General features: G+C 72.8%; 17 protein-coding genes and 1 pseudogene. 9 read left to right on the forward strand and 9 right to left on the reverse strand.

Annotated features, from left to right (window positions below; translation table 11 throughout):
* Positions 1 to 58: 58 nt before the first annotated feature.
* From secD to ACZ60Q_RS04550, 3 genes are all read right to left on the reverse strand, one after another.
* A complete protein-coding gene (gene secD / locus ACZ60Q_RS04540) occupies positions 59 to 2,443 on the reverse strand; it encodes a protein translocase subunit SecD (protein WP_469628304.1) in 2,385 nt (794 codons plus the stop codon).
* A gap of 1,393 nt (positions 2,444 to 3,836) precedes the next feature.
* Positions 3,837 to 5,963: an NAD-dependent DNA ligase LigA gene (gene ligA / locus ACZ60Q_RS04545; RefSeq protein WP_469628307.1), complete on the reverse strand. Its 2,127-nt coding sequence runs from the start codon at positions 5,961 to 5,963 to the stop codon at positions 3,837 to 3,839.
* Between the two features lie 269 nt (positions 5,964 to 6,232).
* Positions 6,233 to 8,398, reverse strand: coding sequence for a phage holin family protein (locus ACZ60Q_RS04550; protein ID WP_469628310.1), 2,166 nt, complete (start codon positions 8,396 to 8,398; stop codon positions 6,233 to 6,235).
* Positions 8,399 to 8,744: 346 nt separating this feature from the next.
* Here ACZ60Q_RS04550 and ACZ60Q_RS04555 point away from each other — a divergent pair, with 346 nt between their 5' ends.
* Together ACZ60Q_RS04555 and ACZ60Q_RS04560 are read left to right on the forward strand one after the other, a co-directional pair.
* Entirely contained in the window at positions 8,745 to 9,521 is a 777-nt protein-coding gene (locus ACZ60Q_RS04555) for an MBL fold metallo-hydrolase (protein ID WP_469629506.1), read from the forward strand.
* Entirely contained in the window at positions 9,518 to 10,177 is a 660-nt protein-coding gene (locus ACZ60Q_RS04560; protein ID WP_469628313.1) for a DedA family protein, read from the forward strand. The genes ACZ60Q_RS04555 and ACZ60Q_RS04560 overlap by 4 nt, the downstream gene beginning before the upstream one ends.
* A gap of 154 nt (positions 10,178 to 10,331) precedes the next feature.
* On the opposite strand, the gene ACZ60Q_RS04565 is transcribed toward ACZ60Q_RS04560, so the two are convergent.
* Complete coding sequence (locus tag ACZ60Q_RS04565) at positions 10,332 to 11,564, reverse strand: aminotransferase class I/II-fold pyridoxal phosphate-dependent enzyme (RefSeq protein ID WP_469628316.1); 1,233 nt, start codon at positions 11,562 to 11,564, stop codon at positions 10,332 to 10,334.
* Positions 11,565 to 11,938: 374 nt separating this feature from the next.
* Here ACZ60Q_RS04565 and ACZ60Q_RS04570 point away from each other — a divergent pair, with 374 nt between their 5' ends.
* The 7 genes and pseudogenes from ACZ60Q_RS04570 (at position 11,939) to ACZ60Q_RS04600 (ending at position 18,952) form a co-directional block, all read left to right on the forward strand.
* Complete coding sequence (locus ACZ60Q_RS04570) at positions 11,939 to 13,453, forward strand: phosphatase PAP2 family protein (RefSeq protein ID WP_469628319.1); 1,515 nt, start codon at positions 11,939 to 11,941, stop codon at positions 13,451 to 13,453.
* Positions 13,454 to 13,632: 179 nt separating this feature from the next.
* Positions 13,633 to 14,442, forward strand: coding sequence for a methyltransferase domain-containing protein (locus ACZ60Q_RS04575; protein WP_469628322.1), 810 nt, complete (start codon positions 13,633 to 13,635; stop codon positions 14,440 to 14,442).
* A 96-nt stretch (positions 14,443 to 14,538) separates the two neighbouring features.
* A pseudogene (locus ACZ60Q_RS04580) lies at positions 14,539 to 14,643 on the forward strand (VOC family protein); the annotation flags it as partial.
* 316 nt (positions 14,644 to 14,959) lie between these two features.
* Complete coding sequence (locus ACZ60Q_RS04585) at positions 14,960 to 16,474, forward strand: glycosyl hydrolase family 18 protein (protein ID WP_469628324.1); 1,515 nt, start codon at positions 14,960 to 14,962, stop codon at positions 16,472 to 16,474.
* Between the two features lie 523 nt (positions 16,475 to 16,997).
* Positions 16,998 to 17,495, forward strand: coding sequence for a COG4315 family predicted lipoprotein (locus ACZ60Q_RS04590; RefSeq protein WP_469628327.1), 498 nt, complete (start codon positions 16,998 to 17,000; stop codon positions 17,493 to 17,495).
* Positions 17,496 to 17,506: 11 nt separating this feature from the next.
* Positions 17,507 to 18,097: a DUF6529 family protein gene (locus ACZ60Q_RS04595; protein WP_469628328.1), complete on the forward strand. Its 591-nt coding sequence runs from the start codon at positions 17,507 to 17,509 to the stop codon at positions 18,095 to 18,097.
* A gap of 438 nt (positions 18,098 to 18,535) precedes the next feature.
* Positions 18,536 to 18,952, forward strand: a complete 417-nt coding sequence (locus tag ACZ60Q_RS04600) for a hypothetical protein (protein ID WP_469628330.1) — start codon at positions 18,536 to 18,538, stop codon at positions 18,950 to 18,952.
* 38 nt (positions 18,953 to 18,990) lie between these two features.
* Here the strand turns inward: ACZ60Q_RS04600 and ACZ60Q_RS04605 are convergent, their stop codons facing one another.
* From ACZ60Q_RS04605 to ACZ60Q_RS04625, 5 genes are all read right to left on the reverse strand, one after another.
* Positions 18,991 to 20,976: a DUF5107 domain-containing protein gene (locus ACZ60Q_RS04605; RefSeq protein ID WP_469628332.1), complete on the reverse strand. Its 1,986-nt coding sequence runs from the start codon at positions 20,974 to 20,976 to the stop codon at positions 18,991 to 18,993.
* 172 nt (positions 20,977 to 21,148) lie between these two features.
* Entirely contained in the window at positions 21,149 to 21,394 is a 246-nt protein-coding gene (locus ACZ60Q_RS04610) for a LapA family protein (protein ID WP_469628335.1), read from the reverse strand.
* Between the two features lie 138 nt (positions 21,395 to 21,532).
* Positions 21,533 to 23,290, reverse strand: a complete 1,758-nt coding sequence (locus ACZ60Q_RS04615) for a CocE/NonD family hydrolase (protein WP_469628338.1) — start codon at positions 23,288 to 23,290, stop codon at positions 21,533 to 21,535.
* A 253-nt stretch (positions 23,291 to 23,543) separates the two neighbouring features.
* Positions 23,544 to 24,506 carry a S66 peptidase family protein gene (locus tag ACZ60Q_RS04620; RefSeq protein WP_469628341.1) on the reverse strand — a complete coding sequence of 321 codons (963 nt, stop codon included), beginning with the start codon at positions 24,504 to 24,506 and terminating at the stop codon, positions 23,544 to 23,546.
* A complete protein-coding gene (locus ACZ60Q_RS04625; protein WP_469628344.1) occupies positions 24,503 to 26,518 on the reverse strand; it encodes a S9 family peptidase in 2,016 nt (671 codons plus the stop codon). Before ACZ60Q_RS04625 ends, ACZ60Q_RS04620 begins: the two co-directional genes overlap by 4 nt.
* Positions 26,519 to 26,537 lie beyond the last annotated feature (19 nt).

Consider the following 26,537-nt stretch of genomic DNA (forward strand, 5'->3'; position numbering starts at 1 on the left):
CCCTCGGTGCCACGACCTGCCGGGGCGGCCGGTCGTGGCGCCGGAGCGCGGGATCACCTCAGACGCGCGCTCCGTTGTCGAGCGGGTCGCGCCGGGAGGCACCCGGGCGCCCGTATGCCGAGCCCTTCCGCTTCCCGGGGGCGGGCGGCGGGGACTTGGCGTTCCGTTCCAGGACGATGGCCCCGGGTACGGCGGCGAACACCGAGGACCAGGTGCCGACGCAGATACCGATGAGCAGGGCGAGCGCGAAGTCGGCGAGCGAGTCGCCGCCCAGCACCGCGAGGGCGGCCAGGATGAACAGGGCACCCATCCCGGTGTTCACCGTACGCGGAACGGTCTGGAGGACGGCCCGGCGGGCGATGATGTCCAGCGGTGTCCGCCGGTTCGCCCCCCATATCTCCCGTACCCGGTCGAAGACCACCACCGAGTCGTTGACCGAGTAGCCGATGACGGTGAGCAGCGCGGCCAGGAAGATGCCGTCCACCGGCCGCCCCAGCCAGGCGAAGGCCCCCACCACGAGAATCACGTCGTGCACCATGGCCCCGACGGAGGCCACGGCGAACGTCCAGCGGAACCGGACCGCCAGGTAGGCCAGCTGCACGGCCACCGCGACCCCCAGGGCGATCAGGGCGTTGCGCCGCAGTTCGTCGCCGAGGCTCGGGCCGATCAGCTCGTCCCGTACCTTCGTCGTCTCGCCGCCCTCCTCGGCGAGGGCCGTCCGCAGGGCGTGTTCGCCGTCGTTGTCGAGCTTCCCGGTGCGTACGGACAGGTCGCCGTCCCCGGCCGTGGTGACCTCGGCGTCGCCGAACCCCGCGGCGGCGAGCGTGTCCCGGGCCGTTTCGATGTCGACCGGTCGGTTGGTGGAGTACTCCACCAGTCGGCCCCCGGTGAACTCCACGCCCAGATCGACCCCACGCACCACGATCCCGGCCGCCGCGACGGCGACCAGGGCCGCCGAGACGACGAGCCAGCGGACCGGTTTCCGGTAGAGCCGCGGATCCTTGCGGACCAACCAGGTCCGTACGGCGCCGGGGCGCGCGATGCCGTTGACGCTCCGGTAGTCACTGACAAAGCGGGAGTTCGCGGCGATCTCGGTGAGTGCGCGGGCGATGACCAGCGCGGAGAACATCGAGGCGACGACCCCGATGGCGAGGGTGATCCCGAAGCCCTTGACCGGCCCCGAGCCCAGGAGGAAGAGCAGTCCGGCCGCGATCAGCGTGGTCGCGTTGGAGTCGGCGACCGCACTCCACGCCTTTGTGAACCCGGTGGTCAGCGCGGAGCGCAGGGAGCGTTTCGGCCGTTCGGCGCACTCCTCCCTGGCCCGTTCGAAGACCAGGACGTTCGCGTCGACCGCCATGCCGATCGCGAGGACGAAACCGGCGAGCCCGGGGAGCGTCAGCGTGACGCCGAGGGCGACGAGCGCGGCGTAGGAGATCACCCCGTACGCGCCCAGCGCCACGGCGGCCAGCGCGCCGAAGAGGCGGTAGACGAGGGTGATGAAGAGTGCGGTGGCGGCTGCGCCGATGAGGGCCGCCCGGGCGCTCGCGTCGATGGCCGCCGCGCCGAGCGTCGGACCGACGGTCCGCTGCTCGACGATCTCGACGGGCACGGGCAGGGCCCCGCCCTTGATGAGCAGCGCCAGGTCACGCGCCTCGTCCGCGCTGAACGAGCCGGTGATCTGGGTGGCCCCGGACGGCAGTCCGGCCCGGCAGCCGACCGAGGGGTCGACCTGCGGCGAGGAGATGACCTTCTCGTCGAGGACGATGGCGACCCTCCGTCGGTCGTCCCCGGCGGGATGGCAGGCGGCCTCGCCGGTCAGCCGCTTCCAGTCCTGGCCGGCGTCCTTGCGGAATTCGAGCGAGACGCCCCAGCCCGCTCCCCCCTGCGCGTCGAAGCCGGCGGTGGCGTCCTCGACGCCCGCGCCGGAGAGCCGGGCGGGGCCGAGGGCGAGGGCGCGGCCCTGCTCGTCGGGAAGGGTCAGCCGGTCGGTGCCGGTGGTGGAATCGGTGTCGGTGGTGGAACCAGGGTCGGCGGAATCAGGGTCGGCGGTGGGCTCGGAGCCCGAGGGCTTCTCGTCCGGCTCCTCGACCGGCGGGCCCTCGACCGCGTGGAAGGTGAGCTGAGCCGTGCGGCCGATCACTTCGGCGGCCTGGCGCGGATCCTGGACGTCGGGCAGTTCGACGATGATCCGGTCCTCGCCGGACCGGGTCAGGGTCGGCTCGGAGACTCCCAGCGAGTCGATGCGCCGGCGCAGCACCTCCAGGGTGCGGTCGGTGGTCTCCCGGTCCGCCTCGACGGTGGCGGTGTCCCGGGCCTGGAGCACGATACGGGTGCCGCCCTGGAGATCGAGGCCGAGTCTGGGCGACATGGTCAGGCTGATGTAGACGGAGACGAGCAGAACGGCGACAGCCAGAACCGCTCGCACCGTGGTGGCGCGAGTCATGGAAATCCTCCGGTGGGGCGTCCGGCGCCCTCACCTCAGTGAGGACGCGGCGCCGGATCGGCAGAACAGGACGGATGGCCGGTCGTGGGACCGGTGGTCCTGCCCGGAGGCCCCCGTACGTCGGGGAGCGCGCCCCTGCGACTGCCGGGCGCGTCGAAGGAATGCGCGGCGACGCGCTGTACGCCGACGCGCGGTTCGGCCGGCCTCGGTGGAGCGGGTGTCAGCGCGTCGTGCGGCGGTGGTGGGGCGTGAAGGAGCAGGTACGCCCGGCCGGTGCCCGCCCGGGGGGCCTGCGCCGGATCGGCCGCCGCCCTGGGCTGCTCGTGCCCGGCCCGGACCATCGCACCCGTGCCCGGATGGGCCACGACACCACTCGCGTGGTCCGGCCCCCCGCGCTCAGGTCCCCCGACATGCCCGGCGCGGTGCCTGAAGTCGTATCCGGAGTTATGCCCGGCGCTGTGCCTGAAGTCGTGTCCGGAGCCATGCCCGGCGCGGTGCCGGGAGTCAGGCCCTGCGTGCTGGGTCTGCGGTGCGGCGAGCGCCGAGGCGGCGGCGGTGACGACGGGCGCGAGGCTCCGGGAAGTCGGGGCGGGCGCTGTGCCGGTCGCCGAGGCGGCGCCGCCGACCAGGGTGAGGACAGTGAGAACGGCGAGCACCAGCATGGCCGGCAGAGACCGCACCCGGAACGCGCTCGGCCGGGACGGTCCCGGGTACGGCATCACCTCGGTCGGCCGGATTGCCCGGGCGACACAGTCCGATGGCGGAGCACGGAGCTGAGGATCTGTCCGGGCCCGGGTGCGGGAGCTGCCCAGGTCCAGGGCCTGTCCCCGGGCGGCCGGGGGATGCCCGGTGCGCTCTGGGTGCCCGGTACGCGCAGCAGCTGGTGCGTCAGGCGACCTCCCTGGGAACGCACCGCCCCGAACACCCCGGCACCGCTCCCGTCACGAAGCCGTCCGGGGCCCTTCCCCGATGGGCCCGCATTCGGGCGGAGCGGCCCTGGCCACTCGCCGGGCACGGAAGTGAGCGGGCCGCGAACGTCCGGGACCGGAGGGGTCCGGGAAACAGCGGTCGGGGCAGGGATGATCCGGGCAGATTCCACTCCGTCAGGCCCGTCAGGCCCGTCAGGTCCTCCAGGTCCGCGGAGGACGGGAATCCGTCGGCCCGTGCCGACGTCCCGGGACGACGGCGGGACGGCGCGACCCGATCGCTGTCCGTCGTGCACAGAACGCATAGTCCCTCACCCCTGGCCGGCCACCGCAACCGCCCACACACCCATCGGCCCACTGATAGCGAGGCACGACCGAACCCTCACTATGCAATACGAGGTGATGGAACGCCACTTCCTCACAGATTCACAGGTGCACCATCGCAGCATGCACGGCAGGCAACCGGCTCAGCCCTCCTCCCCCGCCGCCAGGAAGGCGCCGACCAGCTTCGCGAACTCCTCCGGCACCGCGATCCGGACCCCCAGGTCCTCCGCCTTGGCGCGCTTGGATCCGGCCTTCTCCCCGGCGACCAAGAGGCTCGTGCGCCGGGAGACGCTGGAGGACGACTTGCCGCCCGCCCGCTCGATCAGTTCGTTCATCTGGTTACGCGACAGTCTCTCCAACGCTCCGGACATCGCGCCCGTGACCACCACGGTCATCCCCGTCAGGGGCAGCGTGGAATCGGGTCCGGCCTCGCCACCGGCCTCTGCCTCCGCGTCGGCCGCCTCCTCCGTCCCGGGCTCCGGGGGCGGGGTCGCGCCCGGCTCGGTCATCGTCACCCCGGCCGCGACGAGCTTGTCGATCAGCGGCGCCAGCTCCACCAGCTCGGCGACCACCGCGGCCGCCTTCTCCTTGCCGATGCCGTCGACCCGCTGGAGCGTCTCCGCGTCGGCGGCGACGATCCGGTCCATCGTGGCGAAATACCGCGCGATACGACGCGACATGGAACGCCCGGTGCCGCGTACGCCCAAGGCGCAGAAGACCCGGGACAGCGGCCGGGTCCGGGCGGTTTCGATGGCCGCCAGGAGGTTGTCCGTGGAGGTCTCGCCCATCCGGTCGAGGGCGAGCAACTGCTCCCGCTCCAGAGTGAACAGGTCCGCGAAGTCCGCGACAAGGCCCGCGTCGACGAGCTGGACGACCCGGGTGGAGCCGAGACCCTCGACGTCGAGCTGATCTCGCCCCGCCGCATACGAGACGGAGGCGACCAGATGGCAGTTGCGGCCCCGGGTACAGCGCCAGCGCTGCTCGCTCGTGTCGATGTCGGAGCCGCACTGCGGGCAGCTCTCGGGGAAGACGATGGGCGTCTCCTCGCCGGTGCGCAGGTGCACCACGGGGGCCTCGACGCGCGGGATGATGTCGCCGGCCTTGTAGACCATGACCCGGTCCCCCAGCCGCAGGTCGCGGCGGGTGATGTCGGCCGGGTTGTGGAGGGTGGCGTAACCGACGGTGGAGCCGTCGATCTCCACGGGTTCCAGGACGGCGCGCGGCGCGATGATGCCCGTGCGCCCGACGTTCCACTCGACAGCCAGCAGGCGGGTGATCTTCTCCACGGCAGGCAGTTTGTAGGCGATGGCCCAGCGGGGCGCGCGGGTGCCGGAGCCGGCCTCGCGCTGGTCGGCTGCCAGATCAGCCTTGATCACGATCCCGTCGATACCGAACGGCAGCGCGGCGCGCAGGGAACCTGTCCCCTCCACCCGCGCCTGGACCTCCTCGACCGTGGTGGCCCGGAGCGGTGCGACGTCGGTGCCCGCGGCCGTGTGCACGCCGAGGCCGGCCACGTACTCCAGGACCTCGCTGTGGGGCAGTTCGGCGAGGGTCCCGGCGAGCTCCCCGGAATCGGGCAGCGGCAGCGCGTCGTAGGCGAAGAAGGTCGTCTCCACCCGGTAGGCGCGGTCCTTGGCGCGCAGGGTGCCCGCCGCCCCGTTGCGCGGGTTGGCGAAGGGGGCGCCGCCGTGTTCCGTCCGGATCGCGTTGCCCTGTTCGAACTGCTCGTTCGTCATGAGGATCTCCCCGCGCACCTCGATGGTGACCGGGGCGGCCAGCCGCTCCGGCAGGCCGACGACGGCGCCGGCCGCGTGCGAGACGTCCTCGCCGGCCGTGCCGTCCCCCCGGGTGATGAGGCGCTCGAACCGGCCGTCCCGGTAGCGCGCGGCGACCGCCAGGCCGTCGAGCTTCGGCTCCACGCTCCACGCGGTCACCGGCCTGCCGATCCGTCGCTCCAGCGACGCGGTCCAGGTCACGAACTGCTCTGCCGAGAACACGTTGTCCAGCGAGAGCATGGGCACCGTGTGCGGCACATCGCCGACGGCGGCCCCGCCCGCGACCTTGCCCGTCGGCGAGGCGGCAAGCACCTCCCCCGGGTGGTCCGCCTCGTACGCGGCTATTCCGCGTGCCAGCCGGTCGTAGGCGTCGTCGTCCAGCGTGCTCTCGCCCGTGGCGTAGTACGCGGCGGCGGCGAGGGAGGCCTCATCCACCGCGGCGGCATAGGCGGCGGCATCGGCGAGCACAGCGGCTGAGTTCGTCATGGCCACCATTCTTCCGCCCACCACTGACAACGCCCCCGATCCCTTCAGGCCGACGCGGCCAACACGGCGGCCGAGGGGGCCGAAGCCGCGCCGAAGACCGCCGCCGACGTGGTGCGGGTGGCGGAGTTCCTCGCCGAGCTGGAACGACGGCCGGGCCGGTGCGGGCCCTCGCTGAACGGGGCGGCCGGCCTGTGGGTACAAGGGGCTGGATGACAGCCGAAGTGCCGCAGCCCGTACGCCCCGCGACCTTGGAGGACGTGGCGGCCGTGGCCGGTGTGTCACGGGCGACGGTGTTCCGGGGAATCGCCCGGGAACGGCTCGTCCGTCGGGCCCGCCCCGCCGAATCCCTCGGCCCGCACCGGTACCTGGGGGCCGGAGGACTCCTGGAGCCAGCGGGTCAGCACCCGGTGCACCGCCTCGGCGCCCACCAGCCCGCCACCCGGCGGTACGGGTGCGCCCTCGGCGGCCTCGGCGGCCACGATGTCGAGCGGGTCCGTCAGTCCGCGCGGCGAGAGCAGGAACGGCCGGGACTGTTCGCCGCCGAGGCCACCGTGCGAGCCGACCTGCTCCTCGAAGGCGTGCACGGTACCGGTGGCGGGGTCGTAACGGGAGTTGACCATCACGTCGGCGACGTGCGGGAAGGTGTCGGTGCGCCGTACGGCGGCTGCCGCCCCGACGCCGAAGACCGCCAGCGGGCCCTCGCCGTCCGTCAGGTCGGCGACGGGCACTTCGGCCCCGCCGGGCCCGAGCACCACGGAGCCGTGCTCGCCGCAGCGGACGAGGAGGAAGCCGACCCCCGGATGGTTGGCGAGCGTGGAGAGCAGCGCCGGGTGGCGGCGCTCGATCTGTTCGCGGGAGGCGCGGCCCTCGATGTCGGGAAAGGAGACCAGCCCGAGGTTGCCGGAGGCCAGCACGATCGGGTCGGAGAGTTTGGCCGGGTGCTCGGCCTCCTGGCCCTCGACGGGGCGGTGCAGTGCGATCCGCACCGCGTCGCGGGCCTCGGAGGCGCTGCGGGTGCGCTGGGCCCGGCGCGGCACGGGCAGCCCGCAGCCCGCCCGGACGAGGTCCTTGAGCGTGAGTCCGTACTTTCCCGCGAACGTCTCCCCGGAGCTCTGGCCGTGGTCGGAGAGGAGCACGATCCAGTAGGCGCGCGGGGTGTGATCGGCGATCTTGGCGATCAGGGCGAGAGAACGGTCGAGGCGCACGAGGACCTTCTCCGCGTCACGGCTGTGGGGCCCCGAGTGGTGGGCGACCTCGTCGTAGGCGACGAGGTCGGCGTAGACGGCGGTGCGTCCGGCGAACATGTCACCGAGGACGGCGGCGGCGACCACGTCGCGCTCCACGACGGTGGCGAAGGCGCGGATGAAGGGGTAGAGCCCGCCCCGCTTGATCCGCGGTGTGACCTTCCGGGCGCGGGCCCGGGTCGACTGGCCGATCTCGCGGAGGACCTCGGCGACGAAGGAGAGGGCCGTACGGGTGGCGTTGGCCGGGTCGGAGAAGTAGGCGAAGTATCCGGCGCGGGAGCGGCGGCCCTTGCCGCGTCGGGCAGCCATGGAGAGCACCAGGGCGAGCTGTCCGGCTCCGCCGCTGAAGAGATTGCCCCGGCTCGCGCCGTCGATGGTGAGCAGACCGCCGTCACGGGTGCGCTCGATGGCCCGGCGCTGCATTTCGAGGGCGCTCGATGGACGGCTGGAGACCATGACGGTGCGGGTCTCCTTCTCGTACCAGCGGAACGCGGGAACGTCATGGTTACTGCCGTGCAGGATGGCGAGCTGGCTGGCGCCGGTCTGGCTGGACCAGTCGGTGCGCCAAGGGGTGAGCCGGTGTCCGGACGAGTCGGCGAGCCAGCCGGCGACGGTCGGCATCAGCCCGTCGGCCGCGGCCTTCACCAGGACATCGTGGCCGACTCCGTCGAGCTGGAGGAAGACGGTGCCGGGCGGTCCGTCGCGGCCGGGTTCCGGCGGGCCCGGGGAGCGTCCGCGACGGCGGCGCCGGTCGGCGAGGCGGGACAACCGCCGGCGGTAGGCCTCGTCGTCGCGGACGGCGAGCGCGGTGGAGGTGGCGGAGGCTACGGCGGACATCACGGCGGCGACGACGACCGCGGTCTCCGGGTTGGCCGCGCCGCGCCCGTCCGGGATGAGGCGCAGCGCTATCAGCAGCAGCGAGCCGTTGAGGAAGAAGACCAGGGCGCCCAGGACGAGCGCGGGCACGATGAGCAGGGCCCGCACGAGGACGGGCCAGACCAGGGCCGACAGAAGGCCGAAGGCGCCCGCGCCCCAGGCTGCGGTGAAGGCCGTCCTGGTGATGGTGTCGCCGTCGTCGGACTGGAGCTGGAAGTCGGGCAGGGCTCCGGCCAGGACGAGCATGGTGAGCGTGGACACCGCCCAGACCGCGATCACCCGCATCAGGGCTCTGCCCGCCGTACGCCACTTCCCGTCACCCACGCCGGTCCACCTCACGCCCTTCCGCCCTGGCTCCGGTCGCCCGCAGCCTGCCCTTCAGCTTTTCACAGCGCCGACGCCGGTCAGCGGCTTCGGCGAGAGCCTCGAGGCCCGGCGGGACGGTACGGGGGGCGCATAGGCTCGTACCGGCAGCGCACCCGGGCATGGGCCGCGCGCGCCGCGCCGGGACAGGCCCCGGCGTCCCTGCGCCCCCGTGTTCCGGCGCCTCTGGGCCAGGTGGCCACGGGGATTGCGGGACCACGGACATCGGGATCAGGGACATCAGGATCAGGGATTACCGATGACGGATGACGGATGACGGGGATCGAGCGAGGAGGCCGAGGTGTCGGTGGAGATCACCTGGTGGGGTCATGCCACCTGCACGATCGAGGACTCGGGGGTGCGGGTGCTGACCGACCCCCTGTTCGTGCGGCGCTTCGCGCATCTGCGCCGCCGCCGGGGCGAGGTGCCGCCGCCGCAGGCCGCGGTCGCCGAGGTGGTACTGGTCTCCCATCTGCACTCCGACCATCTGCATCTGCCGTCGCTGGCCCGGCTGGCCCCCGGCAGCCGGCTGATCGTGCCGAGCGGCGCGGTGGCGGCCGTGCCGGGTCTGCGGGCGCTGCGGCGGACGCGGCAGCTGCACATCACCGAGGTCAAGCCGGGCGACACGGTGCGGGTCGGCGAGGTGCGGGTGCGGGCGGTCCCCGCCCTGCACGACGGCCGGCGGCTGCCGGTCGGGCCGCACCGGGCGCCGGCGCTCGGCTATGTGGTCGAAGGCGAGGCGCGGACGTACTTCGCCGGGGACACCGGGCTCTTCGACGGGATGGCCGACGCGGTGGGACCGGTGGACGTGGCGCTGCTTCCGGTGGGCGGCTGGGGCCCCTACCTGGGCCCCAGCCATCTTGACCCGGCCCGCGCCGCCGAGGCGCTGACCCGTCTCGCGCCGAGGTCCGCGGTGCCGGTGCACTACGGCACGTACTGGCCGATCGGTCTGGACGGGGTGCGCCCGCACGAGTTCCACTCGCCGGGTGACGAGTTCGTGCGGCATGCGGCGAAGCGGGCGCCCGAGGTGTCCGTGCATCTGTTGGGGCACGGCGAACGCGTGAGACCGGAGGCCGGCCCGTGATCCAGGAGATCCAGGAGATCCAGCAGGTGGTGCGGGAACTGCCCACCGGGTCGGCCCAGCAGGCGGTCGGCTATCCGACGCTGTTCACCCTGGTGGCGCTGGGCTCCTTGGTGCCCGTGGTGCCGACGGGGGCGCTGGTGAGTTCGGCGGCGGTGGTGGCCTTCCACCAGACGTCGCCGCTCACCCTGCTCTTCGTCTTCCTGACGGCGTCGGCCGCCGCGTTCCTCGGGGACGTCTGCCTGTACTGGCTCGGGCAGCGCGGGGTCCGGTCGAGGAACGGCTCGAAGTGGCTGGAGGCGATCACCCGCCGGGCCGCGCCGGAGCGGCTGGCCAAGGCGCAGGAGAAGCTGGAGGCACACGGCGGGACGGTTCTGGTGCTGTCCCGTCTTGTGCCGGCCGGGCGGATTCCGGTGATGCTGGCGTGTCTGCTGGGCAGGATGCCGTTGCGGCAGTTCGCCCGGGGCGATGTTCCGGCCTGCCTCGCCTGGGCGGCGACGTACCAGTTGATCGGCGTTCTGGGCGGTTCGCTGTTCCCGGAGCCGTGGCAGGGAGTGGTCGCGGCGGTCGCCCTGACCCTGCTGATCAGCGGGGCCCCGGCGGTGTGGCGCAGGCTCCGGTCGCGATTCGGCCACGGGACGGGCGACGCGACGGGTTGAACGTTTCGCCACCGCTGGGGCGGCCGTACGCGATCCCCACACACCGCGGCACCCGACTTCACCGGCAACCACATTCTCCGGTTTCCGGCTGCTCCGACTCCTCCGGCTGCTCCGGCTTCCAGCTTCCGGCTTCTCGGTTTCTCCTCGTCCGCGCTCAGCGCAGCGCGCCGAACACCGCCGCGAAACTGTCCAGCGCCCGCCCCACATGCGCGAGCTCCAGGGGCTCGGCGGCGGTGAGGGACTCCGCCTGCTGCTGCGGGGTGGCCCCCACCAGCGGTCCGGTACCCAGGCGTACGCGCAGGGCGCCCAGTTCGTCACCGAAGCGGTGTCCGCCCGGGGCCGGTGCGCCGAGCCGGTCGGTGAGGTACTCCTCCAGCTCCATGGAGTCCGTCACTCCCAGGTCCGCCAGCCGGGAGCGCAGCGGCCCGAGGTCGGCGTAGAGGTGGCGGCCCGCCTGTGGGGGGCGGGCCAGTGCGCCGGAGGAGAGGACCGCGCGATGGGCGGCGGCGGCGACCTCGGACTGGAGCGCCGCGGCGCGCCGGATCCGTTCGCGCACGGACCCCGGCTCCCCCAGGGCGTGGGCGGCCGCGTGGGCGACCGGAGCCGCGACGAGGGCGCCGAGCGCGGTGAGGATGTCCAGGGTGCGGGCGTGCCGGACGGCGGCGCGGGCGGTGTCCGGGAACCGGGCGACGGCGACCGGCCAGGTGGCCGGTACGAGGGCTCCGGACAGGTCGCCGATCACCGTGACGTCGTCCGGGCACATCTCGGCGGGGCTGAGCAGGACGGTGTCGCGGGGCCGGTGCACGGTGTCGCGCCAGGTCTCGTCGCTGATGATGTGCAGCCCTTCACCGACCGCCGCCTCGCACGCCTCGTGGACCAGCTCGGGCGGGGCGACGGTGGCGGTGGGGTCGTCCACGACGGACAGCAGCAGCAGTTTCGGCCGGCCGCCCTCCGCGCGGACCCGGCGGACGGTCTCCAGCAGGGCGTACGGGTCGGGCACGCCGCCGCATTCGGCCGGGGTCGGCACCTGGTAGGCGGGACGGCCCAGCAGCCGGGCCTGCGGCATCCAGGCGGCCGGGCAGGGGCGCGGCATGAGGACGTCGCCGCCGTGAGCGCCGATCAGGGCCAGGAGGAGCGGCTGGGCGCCGGGGGCGGCGGCGATGCCGCCGGCCGCGCCGTGCAGCCCGCGCCGGTCCCAGTACCCACGGGCCGCCTCGCGCAGGAGTCGCCCCCCACCTGGGGGTTCCGGGCGGGTCCGGGCGGAGGCGGCGGCGAGGACGGCGGCCAGTTCGGGGAGGACCGGGAGACCGGGGTCGGGGGCGGGCGGCCCGTAGCGGACAGGGCCGTGGTCCTGGTGCGCGGGTGCGTGGTCCTCGGTCCCGTGCATCCGGCCCTCCTCAGCCACTCTTCGCTCCGCGTCCGCGGCGTCTCCGGCGTCTCCGGCGGTCCGCCCGGAGTATCGGCTCCGGGTCCGGGTCCGGGTCCGGGTCCGGGTTCGGGTCCGGGTTCGGGTCCGGGTTCTCCGGCTTCGTTGCCCAGGCCGACGGCCGCCGGCTTCCCTGGCCGATGGCCTCTGGCTACGTGGCCGACAGCCTCTGGCTTCTTTATACGGAGGTTCCGGGCGGCCCGCCCGCCCAGTCGCGCGCCGTCGCCGCGTGGGCCGTCGCCGCGCGGACCGTTCCGCCGGTCGGTGGCGGCGCGTGGCCGGGGTCTCAGCGCGCCTGCTGGTTCAGCGTGGCGCGGCCGGGTATCCGCTGATCCATGTCCTCACCGAGAACCTCACCCGCCACCGCCACCGCTCCCGCCGCCGCCCGGTTGCGCGGCTGGCTGCAGGAGCGGGACCTGGCCGTCTTCCGGAGCGTCGCTGACCGGCACTGGCCGGGCGCCGACCCACTGCTGCCGAGGCTGAGCCGGACCGCCAACCACGGGCTGCTCTGGTTCGGGGCGGCGGCCGGGATCGCGGCCCTCGGCAGCAGTGCGCGCTCGCGCCGGGCCGCGCTGCGCGGAGTGGCGTCCCTCGCCGTGGCCTCGGCGGCGATCAACACGGTCGGCAAGGGCGCGGTGCGCCGCGAGCGACCGATAGCGGACCTGGTGCCGGTGGTGCGGCAGCTCAAGCGGCAGCCGATCACCACCTCCTTCCCCTCGGGCCACGCGGCGTCGGCGGCGGCCTTCGCCACCGGGGTGGCCCTGGAGTCCAAGGGCTGGGGCGCGGTCGTGGCCCCGGTCGCGGTGGCGGTGGCCGCCTCCCGCGTCTACACCGGGGTCCACTATCCGAGCGATGTGCTGGCGGGTGCGGCGCTCGGCATAGGGGCCGCGTTCGCCCTGCGTGGGGTCGTGCCCACCCGGGGCCAGCTGCCCGCTCCCGGCCGCCCGCCGGGCGAGGCCCCGGAGCTGCCCGCCGGGAAGGACCTCGTCGTGGTGGTGAACCAGGAGTCGGGCACGGCCACCGCGACCGCGTCGCTCGTGCGCGAGGCGCTGCCCGCGGCGGAGGTGGTGGAGGTGGGTCCCGAGGAACTGTCGGCCGCGATGGAGAAGGCGGCGGGCCGGGGCCGGGCGCTGGGTGTCTGCGGGGGCGACGGCACGGTGAATCTGGCGGCCTCCGTGGCAGCCACGCACGGGATGCCGCTGGCGGTCTTCCCCGGCGGCACGCTCAACCACTTCGCCTACGACCTGGGCATCGAAACCGTCCACGACACCGCCGCCGCCCTCACCGCGGGCGATGCTATCCGGGTGGACCTCGGCCGATTCCGGCCGGGGCCCGAGGGTGCGGACGGGTCGGCCGGGTACTTCCTCAACGCCTTCTCGCTGGGCGTCTATCCGGACCTGGTGCGCACCCGGGAACATTGGTCGCCGCGGATCGGCGGCTGGCCGGCGGGCGTGCTCGCGGCGTTCCACGTGCTGCGCGGCCGGCGTCCACTGGAGGCCGAAATCCAGGGACGCAGGCGGCCGTTGTGGCTGCTCTTCGTCGGCAACGGACTCTTCCAGCGGGTGGGTCCCGCCCCGGGGCGTCGCCACAACCTGGCGGACGGACTGCTGGACGTCCGGGTGGTGCACGGCGGCCGGACACCGGCGTTGCGTCTGCTGGCGGCGGCGGTGGCGGGACCGCTGACCCGGTCCCCCGCCCATGCCGCCGTGCGGCGGCGCCGGGTGCGGATCGGCGGCCTCGCGCCGGGGACTCCGTACGCGTACGACGGCGAAGTGGCGCACTCCGGAACGGAACTGACGATCGACAAGCTACCGGAGGCCCTGACCGTCTACTGCCCCATGCCGATCTGACCTCCCGGACGCACCCTCCCCGCGCTTCCCGCCCTCCCCGATCTCCCGGACACCACCCGGCAGCATTCACCAGCCGTCCGCATATCAAGACACCTATCTCACCATTCGGCATGGCGGCGTACGGTGGCCCCTGTCGCCGTGCCCGTCGGCGCGAGGTTTTCGGGAGAGGACGCAACGCCATGCCGAAGGAGACCGCCGTGTACACGCACGGCCACCACGAGTCGGTCCTGCGCTCGCACCGCTGGCGGACCGCCGCCAACTCGGCGGCGTACCTCCTCGACGAACTCCGCCCCGGCCTGGCCGTGCTGGACGTCGGCTGCGGCCCCGGAACCATCACCGCCGATCTGGCCGCACGGGTCGCGCCGGGCCGGGTCACCGCGGTGGACACCACCGACGGCATTCTCGGCCAGGCCGCCGCAGTGGCCGCCGAACGAGGCCTGGAGAACGTCGAGTTCGTGGTGGCCGATGTCCACTCCCTGGATTTCCCCGACGACTCGTTCGACGTGGTCCACGCCCATCAGGTGCTCCAGCACGTGGGCGACCCGGTCCAGGCGCTGCGCGAGATGCGGCGCGTCTGCCGCCCCGGCGGCGTCGTCGCGGCGCGCGACAGCGACTACGCCGCGATGACCTGGCACCCGGAGGCCCCCGGTCTCGGCGAATGGCTCGAGGTGTACGGCCGGGTGGCCCGCGGCAACGGCGGCGAGCCCGACGCCGGCCGCCGGCTCCTCTCCTGGGCGCGGCGGGCCGGGTTCACCGACATCACCCCCACCGCGGCCGCCTGGTGCTTCGCCACCCCGGAGAGCCGCGCCTGGTGGAGCGGCCTGTGGGCGGACCGTACGACGGACTCGGTCTACGCCGAACTGGCGGTACGGGGCGGACATGCGAGCGCCGAGCAGCTCACGGCCCTCGCCGCGGCGTGGCGCTCCTGGGGCGAGGAGGGCGACGGCTGGTTCATGGTCCCGCACGGCGAGGTGCTCTGCCGGGTGTGAGGCGGGGAGAGTCCGGCGTGAGGTGCGGAGGGGTTCCGACCCACCCGCAATCGATCACACCGGTGATGGCCGCCGACTACCCTCGTACGCAGGGAGATCCTCGGAACCACCCTGCGTATCCGCGTCGACGATCTGGAGGCCTCGGTGGCCTTCTACGAAGGGCTGACGAGCACGTCGGCGCAGCGCTTCGAGCGCGGCGGGTGGATCCCGGGTCGGCCACCGCGGCGCGGGATTCGACGGGACCCGTAGAGCCCTCCGCCCCGCTTCTGCCGGCCAGGAAGGCGGCGGGACGCAAGAGGCCGCAGCGGGTGCCCGGACCTGACGGTCGTGGTGCCGCCCCACGTAGCCGTGGCGCCGCCCCGCGTAGCTGAGGAACGCAGATGTCCGGTGAGAGTGGCCTCATTGTCGTTGCTCCACGACCTCCGTCCTCCCTAGTCTCTGCGCAGGCCGCGACGGACCTCTTGTATGTCTCCGGTGAAGCGGTGCCATCTCTGTCCGTTCCACCCGAGGAGACACGATGGGACATCGTCCCGCACCCCGCAGGAGGCCACGGATCACCGCTGTACTGACGGGACTGGTGCTGCTGACAGGTCTGTTGGCGGGCCTGGCGGCTCCGGCGCAGGCCGCCGACAGTGTTCATCCGGGCGCACCTGTCGCTGTGGAGGTCACGGACACCGCGGTCTCCGTTCGCTGGACACCGCCCACCGCCCCCGTGGATGTCCTCCACTACGAGGTGATGAAGAACAACGTGGTGGTCGCGACCACCACCGGTACGACCCACACGTTCACCGGGCTCGTCCCCAACCGGCGCTACTCGTTCGCCGTCGTCTCCGTGCCACGCACCGGACACCCCGCGTCCAGCAATCACACCTCGGTCACCACGACGGGCACGACGCCGCCGATGCCCGCGAAGCCGGTCGTGATGGGCGTCTTCACCGAGAAGAACAGTTACGAACACGGCTTCCACCTCAAAGATCTCGCCACCGGCGGCTCCGCCGCCAAACTCACCCACCTCACCTACGGCTTCGGCACCGTCGAAGGCGGCCGGTGCGGTATCGGGGACAAGCACGCCGCGCTGGAACGGTCCTTCACCGCGGCGAACAGCGTCTCCGGCCGGGCCGACACCACAAGCCAGCCGCTGCGCGGCTACTTCAACCAGCTCCGCGCGCTGAAGAGCCAGTACCCGCAGCTGAAGGTCCTCTGGTCGTTCGGCGGGGACGAGGGGACCGCCGGCTGGGCGGCCGCCCGTGAGAATCCGGCCGCCTTCGCCGCCTCCTGCGCACAGCTCCTCGACGACCCCCGCTGGGCGGGCCTCTTCGACGGCATCGACCTGTCCGTGGAGTTCGCCCCGTGCTACCGCACCTGCCCCGCCGACGGTCCGACCACGGTGACCCCCCTGGCCCGCGAGATGCGGAGCGCGCTGGGCGCCGGCCGGCTGCTGACGATGACCATCAGCCGTGACGGCAGCGCGGAAGCGTCGTACCTGAAGTCCGACCTTCCCCGGGCGGCGGCCCACGTCGACTGGTACAACGTGGAAACGTACGACTACTACCACGCGCAGCAAGACCTGTGGAGCCAGCGGCCGGTGCCCAGCGCCCCCTTGGTGCCCTGGGACATCTGGGAGTGGGGCAGCGACGCCGGCTACGACATGTGGAGTCTGACGGGCGAGGCCATCCACCCGAACAAGCTGGTGTTCGGCATCCCCACCCACGCATGGGGCTGGCAGGGCGTGATCCAGTACCCCTGGTCGCACGCGCCCACGGCACGGGGGCCCGCCGCCGGCGCCTTCGGCCCCGGACTCGACGACTACCGCACCATCAGCCCCAGGTGCGCACCCACCGAGGAGCGGGGAAAGACCGCCGTCGCGTGGTGCGGCACCGAGTACTGGAGCTATGACACACCGGCGACGATCGCCCACAAGACCGCCTACATGAAGGAGAACGGGATGGGCGGAGCGTTCCTGTCCAACCTCCGCGGCGACACCTCGTCGGGCGCGCTTCTCACCGCCGTCACGTCGGGTGTGGCCCCCTGACCGACGGATCGGCCGCACCCTCCCTCCAGTGCGCCCCCATCTGTCCAGCGCGACGGACGGGGGCGTCCGGCTGTTCCGGCCGGCCTCCCCATCCACCGGTCGGCGGATCTCGGGTTCCTGAGCATGGCAGAACTCGTGTTCGCGTCGGACGCGAAGGCTTCGCGTCCGACGCGAACACGATTCGACTGTCGAGGCGGCGGGGCAGCCGGTGTGCGCCATCGTTGGAGCGCCGCCGAGCACCATCACGGCTCCTCATCGATGTAGATCAACACCTTCGGCCGTCTGCCCATGCCGCGATATCCGCGGCCCCCGGCGTGACGCGGCAGACGGCGGGGGCTTTGACCCGGGTGGGGACGGTGACCGCCACAAGCGTCGGGCGCGCCATCCGGTCCCACCACCGCGTCATCGTACGAACCCGGACCTGTGAGCTGGGAGAGTGGTAGCGGCGACGGTTCTGTCTGCGGTCGGGCACAGGCGGGGAGAGAAAGGGGGCCCGTCCCCGTCTTCACCCCTGGAGCCCTCGATGAAGCGCACCGCCATGGCCACCACCTGTGCCGCCACCCTGCTCGCCACCGTTCTGACCGGCTGCTCCGACAGCTCCGGCGACGCCTCGGGGGACGGGTACGGCTCCGTCGCCTCCAGTGCCTCGCCTTCCCAGGCGGCCACCGTCGACACGAAGTCCGCGGGCGGGCTCGGCACGGTCCTCGTGGACGAGAAGGGACGCACCCTCTACCTCTTTCTCGCCGACGAGAAGAACAAGTCGAACTGCCAGGGCGACTGTGCGAAAGCTTGGCCCCCGCTGCTCAGCAAGGGTGCGGCCAAGGCCGGAAGCGGCGTGGACAAGAAGCTGCTCGACATCACCAAGCGTTCCGGTGGCGACGAGCAGGTCACCTACAACGGTCACCCGCTCTACTACTACGCCGGCGACAAGAAGCCCGGCCAGACGAACGGCCAGGGCCTCGACCAGTTCGGTGCCGAGTGGTACGTCCTGGACGCCAAGGGCAAGCAGGTCGACAGCTGAGCCGGAGAACAATGAGTTCACCACACGACGGGAAGGGCGGAGAGAGTCGCGCGACCCGTAGAAGCCTCGCCCTTCTCGGCGTCCTGGTGCCTGTCGCGGTCGGCGTCGGGATCTACCTCTTCGGAACCCACAACACACCGGACTACGACTACGGGCTCTTCGGAGAGCACGGTATCGCCGCAGTCGACCTCAAGGCTCGACTCGGCACCGCGCTGCTCGGCCTCGCCCTCATCCAACTCGGCCTTGCCCTGTGGATGTACGGCCGCCTCCCGGGCACCCGTCGCGCGCCCCGACCTGTGCGGTTGGGGCACCGGTCGCTCGGATTCCTCACCCTTCTCTTCTCACTCCCGATCGCCTACCACTGCCTTTCGACCTACGGAATCGAGACGACATCTCCACGCACCACCATTCATTCCTTCGCCGGGTGCGCCCTCTACGGTGCCTTCGCAGCCAAGGTGATCGTGGTGCGCAGCAGATCCCTGCCCGGTTGGCTGCTTCCCGCGATGGGCTCCCTGCTCGTCCTCGGAATCGCCCTCCTCTGGTACACCGCCGCTTTGTGGTCTCTGAACGCAGGCTCGACACCGGGCTTCTCCTCCGGCTGACCTCGTCGATTCGCTCGTCCTTCGCCTGGGAGCTCGCCGGTGCCACCGCGAGCAGTACCGTCCATGCCCGTCCGAGCCGGCCCGGGCCGGTGTCCGGCCGGCCGGGCGCCCTGTCGTCCTCGGCTGACGCCCCCCGCCGGTCCGGGCCGAGGCGATACGGTGAGGCCCGCTGCCCGGGGAGGCCGGCCCGGGACGGTGTCCGGGTGGGCTCCCGCCGGGCCGTCGCGACCCGCTGCCATGTCTGCTCCCCTGCTGCCGGATTCCGGCCGGGCGGCGGCGGAAACATCGTGGCGCCGGGGCAAGGCCCTGGCTGTCTCCCGCCCGGGCCTTGACTGCCCGGGGCCGTGGTCGCGGCGGGCGATGGCGGCCTGGAGTGGTGTGATTCACGGTGCGTGGCAGCGCCCCGGGCCCTGACCTTGAACGTGGAAGAGATCACTGATGAGCGACTTCACCGACGTCATACTGCTGTTCAGCTACCTGGAAGACGCGGTGCTTCAGGACATCACCAGCCTTGACCCCCATGACGCCGGCCTGGGACGCGGCGCCCTCAAGCGGGTCAGCGGGGACCAGGAGCTCGGGCACTGGGGAGGCAGCCCCCAGGGCGCTGAATGCCACGTCCTCGCAGGCACGTTCGATCACCTCAACGCCGAAAAGCTCCGCAGCACGCTCCGGACGCTGCCCTGGAAGTGCCCCCACTCGGCCCAACTGCTGCTGCACAACGAGAACGACGCCGTCTTCGCGATGTGGATGCTCCTCGACGGGCACTGGCTCGAAGTACCCATGCGACGAACCGCCCGCCGTTCCGCGGACGGTCACCTTCGGCGAACCGACTGCCCCGATGACGAGTACCTGTAGCCGTGACGGCGAAAGTCGCTCGCCTTCACCATCAGGCCCTATGCCTCCGGAGGGCTCATGCGGAAGTCGTAGGCGTCCGGCAGCGGCTCGTCGCTGACCAACGCCCACAGCTCGCCCAGGATTCCGGCCCCCTCACGCAGGTCGGCGACCTCGAATCCGGCGTCGAAGATCCCGCGGGCCGCCCCGGTGTCGCCCTCGGCGACCAGGGCCCGGGCGAGGAGCAGCCGGAAACGCCCGCGCTCACGGATGTCCCCCGGCAGCCCGGCCAGCAGCGTCCGGGCCGCCCCGGGCCGGTCGGCTGACAGGTGTGCCTCGACGGTCTCGCGGGCCAGGGCGACGAGGAGAGCGGCGCCCTCCGTCGACGCCGTGAGGTCCCCCGTTCCCGGAGCCCCGAGGTCCGCGAAGGCCTCGGCGTACAGCTCGGCGGCGTGGTCCGGCCTGCCACTCTCCTCGGCGGCGACGGCGAGGCAGCGCAGCAGCGGCCAGCGCGGTGCGGGGCCGCACTCCAGGCCGCGTTCCCAGCTGCGGACGGCCTGCGCCCGGTCGTCGGCGTGCCACTGCGCGATACCGAGGTGGTACTCGGTGTGCGAGTCCGCGTCGGCGGTCTCCAGCATGTCGCGCCAGGGCGGCGAGACCGGTGTCGGGCCGGGTATGCCGTCCGAGGCCGGCTTCGGCAGGGTGCCGTGCTCCAGCAACTCCCGCCAGGGTGCCTGCTGGGCGCCGATGGCGGCGGCGGGGAACGGGGTGCCGGGCAGCCGGTGGCCGCCCCGCAGCATCTCCAGCGCGCCCCAGCCGGAGCCGACGGCGAGCACCTCGCCCGGTTCGGTGTCGGCGTGCGGCAGCCAGGCCGCGTACGCCTCCTCCACCGCGCCGCGCGGGAGAGCCTCCTCCAGCCGCGCGGCGGCCTCCTCGGTGGCGGCGGCCCAGTCCCGGCCGTGCACGGCGGACGGGTCGGCGGACAGCGGACCGTAGGACTCCAGCCAGCTGAACGCGGCGCCCGCCTCCAGCGGGACGTGCTCCAGCTGGGTACGGGACAGCCCGGCCTGGATCTCCGCGTAGCCGTCTTCCCCGGGCCCGTTCAGCCACTCCTGCCAGCGGCGGCCGCCCCTCCCGTTCCCCCAGCGGAACAGTTTGCGGCCGCGCAGCAGGTCGGTGGAGGTCTGGGCGAGCCCGTGGCCGTCCTCGTCGAGCGCGGCGATCCAGCGCCGGGCGTCGTCGGTCAGCTCGTAGAAGTGGTCGGCGGGGTACTCGGAGCGCAGCGGGTAGGTGTGGTCGAGGCCGCCCGACTCCGGGACGCCGACCCGGGTGAGGGTGTGGTCGTAGCCGAAGTGCCAGGCCTCGTCGGCCGGGACCAGTACACGGGTGTCCGGGGTCTGCGGGACGGCGATGTTGGACCACCAGTAGACCGGTGCGGGCTGTTCGTGCGGGTTGCGTATCCGCACGCCGACGTGCAGGAAGTCGGAGTCCTCGGGGAGCCAGAGGTCCACCTGGAAGGGCAGGTCGCGCAGTCGCTCCCATTCCCAGAGCCGGACCATCGTGGAGCCGTCGGGGGCGGGCACGAGAGCGGCGTGGAGCGGTGCGCAGGACAGGGTCGTGTGACCGGTGGCGCCGATGTTCCACTCGATCCCGCCGGAGAACCAGGCACCGTTGAGGGCGAAGGCGGCGGGCTGGAGGACCGGGTTGCGGTGGAGCAGTTCGCGGCCGGTGGGTTTGTGGTGCAGGGAGTGGATCCGGCCGCCGAGTCCGGGCAGCACGGTGACGCGCAGCCGGGTGTTCTCGATGACGACGGCGTCGATGTCGGTGGGGGTGCGCTCGCGCCCATAGCCGTCGAGCAGCCGGGTGGGCAGTACGGTGCGCAGCGGACGGTGGCCCAGTTGCCGGGCCATGTCTCGCGGCAGGCCCGCCCGTTCGCGGGGGTCGAGCACGGGCGGCGGGGCGGGCGTCCGCAGCGGCGGGAGCGGGTTCTCCGGCCCGAGCGGCGCTGCGGGCAGGTTCAGTACGGCACGTCGTACGGTCGTGGCCAAGGCACCCTCGTTCCCTCGCGGCGGGCCGCCGCAGGTCCGGGCGCCCCCGGTGACCATGGAACACGCAGGTGGCCGCGTGGGCCAGAGGTCCGTCGGCCGGATTTTCGCGGGCCCGGGGTCCGCCCGGACTCCGGGGAGGAGACGAGGGTGTGCGGCAGTGGCGGGTCCGCCGTCACTTGCCCCGTCGGCGGAAGAGGTAGCCGCCGCAGCCGAGGCCGATCAGGAACATCGCCAGCAGGGCGAACCACAGGGGCATCGTCACTTCGGGGATCAGCACCCGGATGGTGACTTTGTTCGTGTTCACGCAGATGAACACGATGACGAGCACGACCACCAGGGCGACCACCACGCGCCCCGGAGTGATCCAGCCCGTGCCGCGCCCGCGCCCGCGCCCGTTCGATACGTCCTTGGGGCTCATGGTCCGGCCCTTCCGCTCGCTTCTCGCCGTCCGGCCCCGCCGTCGTGCGCGCGACCGCCCCCGGGGTCCCAGCATGTCCGGCCGCCGGGTTCGGGGTGCGGTGATGTGCGGCCGTTCGGGTGAACGGGGCGGCGGGCGTCAGCCGGCCGGGACCACCGGGAGTTCCAGGACGCCGGTGTCCTCGGGGGCATGGACGACGGTGACGGGCTTGACGCCGCGGTTGCCGAAGTAGGCGGTGTCGCTGGCGGCGATCACGAACTCCAGGCGGTGCCCCTTCTCGTACCGGTGCACGATGCCGGGCAGCTCCACCGTGAAGGGCCGGGTGACGTCGGGGACCCGGATCGGGGAGACGAGCCGGTTCACCAGCGTACGGCTTCCGTCGGGCGCGATGTCGTAGACCTTGGCGAACAGGACGAGCTTGTCGGAGGCGTCGCCGCTGTTCTGGACCCGTTCCGTCTGCGGCGAGACGACCTTCAGGGTGGCCTTCGGCGCGCCGACGACATCGAGGGGCTCGGTAAGGGGTTCGCCGCGCCAGCCGAGGTAGGTGCCCCTGGTGTCGTACGGCTTGGGGTCGGGCAGTCCGATCAGCGGGGCGATGGAGCTCTCGGAGTGGCTGGTGGGCACGGGCCAGTTGGTGTACTGGCGGCTGCCACGCGCCACCTTGGAGCGGTTGTCGACGAGTTTGCCGTCGCCGGAGAGGTACAGGGACCGTGAGAGGGCGGGGACGTCGGCGGAGGTGCCGTAGCCGCTCCGCCAGTCGCGGTAGTAGGAGAAGGCGGGTCCGGTGTCGGTGTCCGTCTTCTTGTGGAGGTAGCGGTCGAACCAGGCCAGTACCCGTTGTCCGACGTGGCTGGTCTCCAGATTGCCCTGGCTCAGATCGAGTTCGCCGGGGACTTGGCCGCCACTGTGCCCCCAGGACTGCCAGATCATCTTCGTCTCGGTGCCCTGCGCCTTGAGCGTCCGGTAGGTGGCGGTGGCCTCGTTGAGGTTGAACAGGCTGTCAGCCTGGCCCTGCACGATGAGGGTGGGGGCCTTGACCCGGTCGAGGTAGGAGACGGGGGAGACGCTGCGCGCGTAGGCGAGCATCGTCTCGGTCTGATCGGCGGGGTAGCGGCCGGAGTTGAGCAGCCGGATCGTCTCGCAGGCGCGGGTGGCGAAGTGCAGGCAGTCCAGCCGGTTGAAGCGGGACGGGTCCAGGCTCGGGTTGAGGAGCGGCTGCCCCTCCCCGATGAGGTAGAAGCCGTTGGTCCACTGCCACTTGAAGACGCCGGGAGTGTCGGAGGTGACGCCGGTGCGGGCTCCGGTGTTGTTGGGGGCCAGCGCGTAACCGAGGTCGTTCCAGGTGATCAGCGGGACGAGGGCGTCGACCCGGGGGTCGACGGCGGCGGTCGCCATTTGGACCGCGCCGCCGTAGGAGCCGCCGATCATACCGACGCGCGGGTCGCCGTCGGCGTCCCGCGTGACGAAGTAGGCCCTGGTTCCGTCGTCGGCCGCGCGAACTCCCCCCAGGAAGTCGATGAGTTCGCTCGCGGCCTTGCCGTCGATGGCGGGGTCGTCGAGGGTGATCAGGCAGCCGGACTCACCGAATCCGAGGCCCGAGTAGACCAGCCCGACGTAGCCGCGCTCGGCGAAGGCCCTGCCGATGGTGTCGGTGGAGCCGTCGGACTTGCTGCCGCCGAAGCCGTTGGTGGCGAGGACGGCGGGGGCGGGATCGTCCGCGCCGGTCCCGGCGGGCCGGTAGAGGTCGGCGTCCACCGTGCAGGTGCGATCGCCCGCCCCGATGGTGAACTTCAGCGGGGTGACGGTGTACGGATCGGCCTCGGCGTGGGCCGGGCCGGCGACGACGAGGGGGGCGACGAGGGCCGCCCCGGCGACCGCCACGAGTGGGCCGCGCACTCTGGAAACAGCACCTGACACGAAGACCTCCACACCGAGGACACCTTACCGACCAGTAAGTATTGGGCCGCGCTCATGCTGTGACACAGCCCATACCCGTGTCAACGTATCGGTCAGCGGTTCTTGACGGATGTTCACCTTTCACGCACGAAGACACACATCCGGGCGGCCCCGCGAACTGCGGGGATGGGGAACGGGGGATACGGGATGCCAGGTGCGGATACGAGCGGGGCGGGCCGAGGAGGAGGGTGGGTCAGCGCAGGGCGGGGATCTCGACGGTCAGCGTGCAACGCCCGCCGTCCGCCGGTGCGTCGAGCACCGCGGGCACGCCCAGGGGAATCGTCAACGTGGTCGGACCGTGCCCAAATCCCAGCTCCTCGACCACGGGTATGCCCAACGGACCGAGCCGGTCGGCGAGCACGGCGCGGATCCTCTCGTACGGGCCGCACTCCTGCCAGGAGCCGCAGGCCACCCCGACGGCTCCGTCCAGGGCTCCGGACCGCAGGAGCCGGGTGAGGATGCCGTCCAGCCGGTAGGGCTCCTCCCCGGTGTCCTCGATCACCAGCAGTCCACCCCGGGCGTGGGCCCGGCCGCCCGGGGTGCCGGTTCCGGCGGCGAGAAGGCTGACGCAACCGCCGTACAGGACGCCCCGCGCCCGGCCGGGGACCAGGGCCCCGGCCGACTCCAGGCCGAGGGTGGTCACGGTCTCCGGTGCGAAGAGCGTGGCACGCAGGTGCTCGCGCGTCGCCGCGTCCTTGAGGAACCTCTCGGTGGCGACCATCGGCCCGTGCAGGGTCGCGAACCCGGCACGCAGGGCGAACGCCTCGTGCAGCACCGTGATGTCGCTGTAGCCGACGAACACCTTGGGCCCGGCGGCCCGGATCGCCGCCCAGTCGACCAGGTCGACCATTCGGTGGGCGCCATAACCTCCCCGGGCGCAGAGCACAGCCTCCACGGCCGGGTCGCACCACGCCCGCTCCAGGTCCTCCGCCCGGCCCGCGTCCGACCCGGCGAGGTAGTCCAACTCCGGGTGCGTGGTGAGCACATGGGCGCCGACGACGGGTTCGAGGCCCCAGGCACGCAGGACGGCGAGGCCCTCCTCCAGCCGGTCGGCGGGGACGGGGCCACTGGGCGCGACGACGGCGACCCGGGCGCCGGGGCGCAGCCGGGCCGGCCGGGTGAGGGGCACCGCCGGGCCGTGATGTTCACGGGTCATGTGGTCAGCTCCAGGGGCGGTACGTCGGGGCGGTCGATACCGAACGTCTGCGCGTAGAGGGAGAGTTCGGCCTCCAGTGCGCGGACCATGGTCTCCACGCGCCGGAAGCCGTGGCTCTCCCCCTCGAAGCCGATGTAGGCGTGGGCGACGCCCCGGCCGGCGATCGCTGCGAGGAACCGCTCGCACTGGGCGGGCGGGCAGATCACGTCGTCCAGGCCCTGGAGCAGCAGGAAGGGGGTGTTCAGCCGGTCGGTGCGGTTGATCGGCGAGCGTTCCCGGTAGCGCTCGGGCACCTCGGCGAACGGGCCGACGAGGGACTCCAGGTACCGCGACTCGAAGTCGTGGGTCTCGTCCGTGGCCCACCCTTCGAGATCCAGGATCGGGTAGAGAATCGTCCCGCAGGAGTAGATGTCGGTGCTGGTCAGCGATACGGCGGCGGTCCAGCCGCCCGCGCTGCCGCCCCGGACGGCGAGCTTGTCCGGGTCGGCGGCGCCCTCCTCGACGAGAGCCGAGGCGACGGCCGCGCAGTCGGCCACGTCGACCACGCCCCACTGGCCGCGCAGGAGTTCACGGTAGTCACGGCCGTAGCCGGTGGAACCGCCGTAGTTGACCTCGGCCACACCGATGCCGCGCGAGGTGAAGTAGGCGATCTCCAGGTCGAGGACGAGCGGGGCGTGGCCGGTGGGACCGCCGTGCGCCCGGACGACGTACGGGGGCTTCTCCCCCTCGGGACCGGTGCGGTCGGGGCTGTGCGGCGGGTAGATGTGGGCGTGGATCTCGCGGCCGTCGGGGCCGGTGAAGGCGCGGTCCTCGGGCACCGGGTAGTACGCGGGGTCGACCGCGTCGTGGTGGGGTGCGCCGATGACGCGGGTGTGCCCGGTCGCGGTGTCCAGCTCGACGACCTCGGGGCCGGTGCGGGGGCTCGCCGCGACACCGACGACCCGGCTGCCGTGGACGGCGAGCGTGTCGGCCCAGGCGGTCCAGGGGCCCGGTACGTCGGCGAGTTCGCCGGTCTCCGGGTCGAGGATGCCGAGCCGCATGCCGCCCCTGCCGTGCAGAACGGCGATCAGCCCGTTGTCCAGCGGATGGAACCAGCGCAGTCCGATCGTCCAGAGCGGCCCGCCGAACTCCTCGCCCTGGGGCGGCAGGAGGCGGCTGCTGGGAACCACGGCGCCCGGAGCCGCGTCGGGGCGGATGCGCTGGAGCTCCCACCAGCCGGCGAGGTCGGAGACGAACAGGAGGCTGCCGTCGCGGTCCCACTCCACCTGGCAGACCGATTCATCGAGGTCGCCGACGAGAGGCCGGGCACCCGTGAACCCACCCGTTTCGTCGATCTCCGCCAGCATGACCACCGTGCCGTCCCACGGCATCCGGGGGTGGTCCCAGGCGATCCAGGCCGCCCGCCGCCCGTCGTGGGAGACCTTGGGGCCGGTGACGAACCGGTGCCGGTCGTCGGAGAGTTCACGGACCGCCGCCCGGTCGCCCGCCGCCGACCCGTCGAGCGGCACGGCGGCGACGACGCGCCGCACGTCGGTGGGCGCGGGTCCGGTGAACTCCTCCAGCACGCACCAGACCTCACCCGCCGCCCCGTGTTCCGGGCGCACCTGCGGGTCCACCCAGCGCAGCCCGCCGCCGACGTCCGGGACGGGGGTGAGCGGCCACGGCCCGTCGGGCCCGTCGGGGGCGTAGGCGTACAGCCGCTGGTCGGCGAAGTGGGCGAACACCACCAGGAGTTCGCCGTCCTCGCGCACGGTGCCCGCCCAGGGCTGCCCGCCGTACTCGATCACCCGGCTGCGGGCGTTCCAGGGGGCGGGCAGCACGGGGGCGGTGGTGCCGTCGGCGCGGCGGCGCATCAAGGCGCGCCGACCGTCCTCGGCGGGGCGCGGCTCGGTCCACCACACCTCGTCCCCGATGGTGCCGAGGTGGTCGGGGCGGCCGTCGTACGAGGCGGCGAGTGCCGCGTCGACCGGTGACGGCCAGGTTCCGTACGGGGCTGCTGGCACGGTGTTCACGTAGGTCGGTCCCCCCGGG

It is taken from the genome of Streptomyces sp. NPDC104313, from assembly GCF_055583985.1.

Excerpts from the sequence above, each read along its gene's own strand:
- ACZ60Q_RS04565 (WP_469628316.1), bottom strand. The coding sequence starts at position 11,564 with ATGCACGGGACCGAGGACCACGCACCCGCGCACCAGGACCACGGCCCT.
- ACZ60Q_RS04620 (WP_469628341.1), bottom strand. The coding sequence starts at position 24,506 with ATGACCCGTGAACATCACGGCCCGGCGGTGCCCCTCACCCGGCCGGCC.
- ACZ60Q_RS04600 (WP_469628330.1), top strand. The coding sequence starts at position 18,536 with ATGAGCGACTTCACCGACGTCATACTGCTGTTCAGCTACCTGGAAGAC.
- ACZ60Q_RS04610 (WP_469628335.1), bottom strand. The coding sequence starts at position 21,394 with ATGAGCCCCAAGGACGTATCGAACGGGCGCGGGCGCGGGCGCGGCACG.
- ACZ60Q_RS04595 (WP_469628328.1), top strand. The coding sequence starts at position 17,507 with ATGAGTTCACCACACGACGGGAAGGGCGGAGAGAGTCGCGCGACCCGT.
- ligA (WP_469628307.1), bottom strand. The coding sequence starts at position 5,963 with ATGGTGGCCATGACGAACTCAGCCGCTGTGCTCGCCGATGCCGCCGCC.
- ACZ60Q_RS04570 (WP_469628319.1), top strand. The coding sequence starts at position 11,939 with ATGTCCTCACCGAGAACCTCACCCGCCACCGCCACCGCTCCCGCCGCC.
- ACZ60Q_RS04585 (WP_469628324.1), top strand. The coding sequence starts at position 14,960 with ATGGGACATCGTCCCGCACCCCGCAGGAGGCCACGGATCACCGCTGTA.
- ACZ60Q_RS04590 (WP_469628327.1), top strand. The coding sequence starts at position 16,998 with ATGAAGCGCACCGCCATGGCCACCACCTGTGCCGCCACCCTGCTCGCC.
- secD (WP_469628304.1), bottom strand. The coding sequence starts at position 2,443 with ATGACTCGCGCCACCACGGTGCGAGCGGTTCTGGCTGTCGCCGTTCTG.
- ACZ60Q_RS04575 (WP_469628322.1), top strand. The coding sequence starts at position 13,633 with ATGCCGAAGGAGACCGCCGTGTACACGCACGGCCACCACGAGTCGGTC.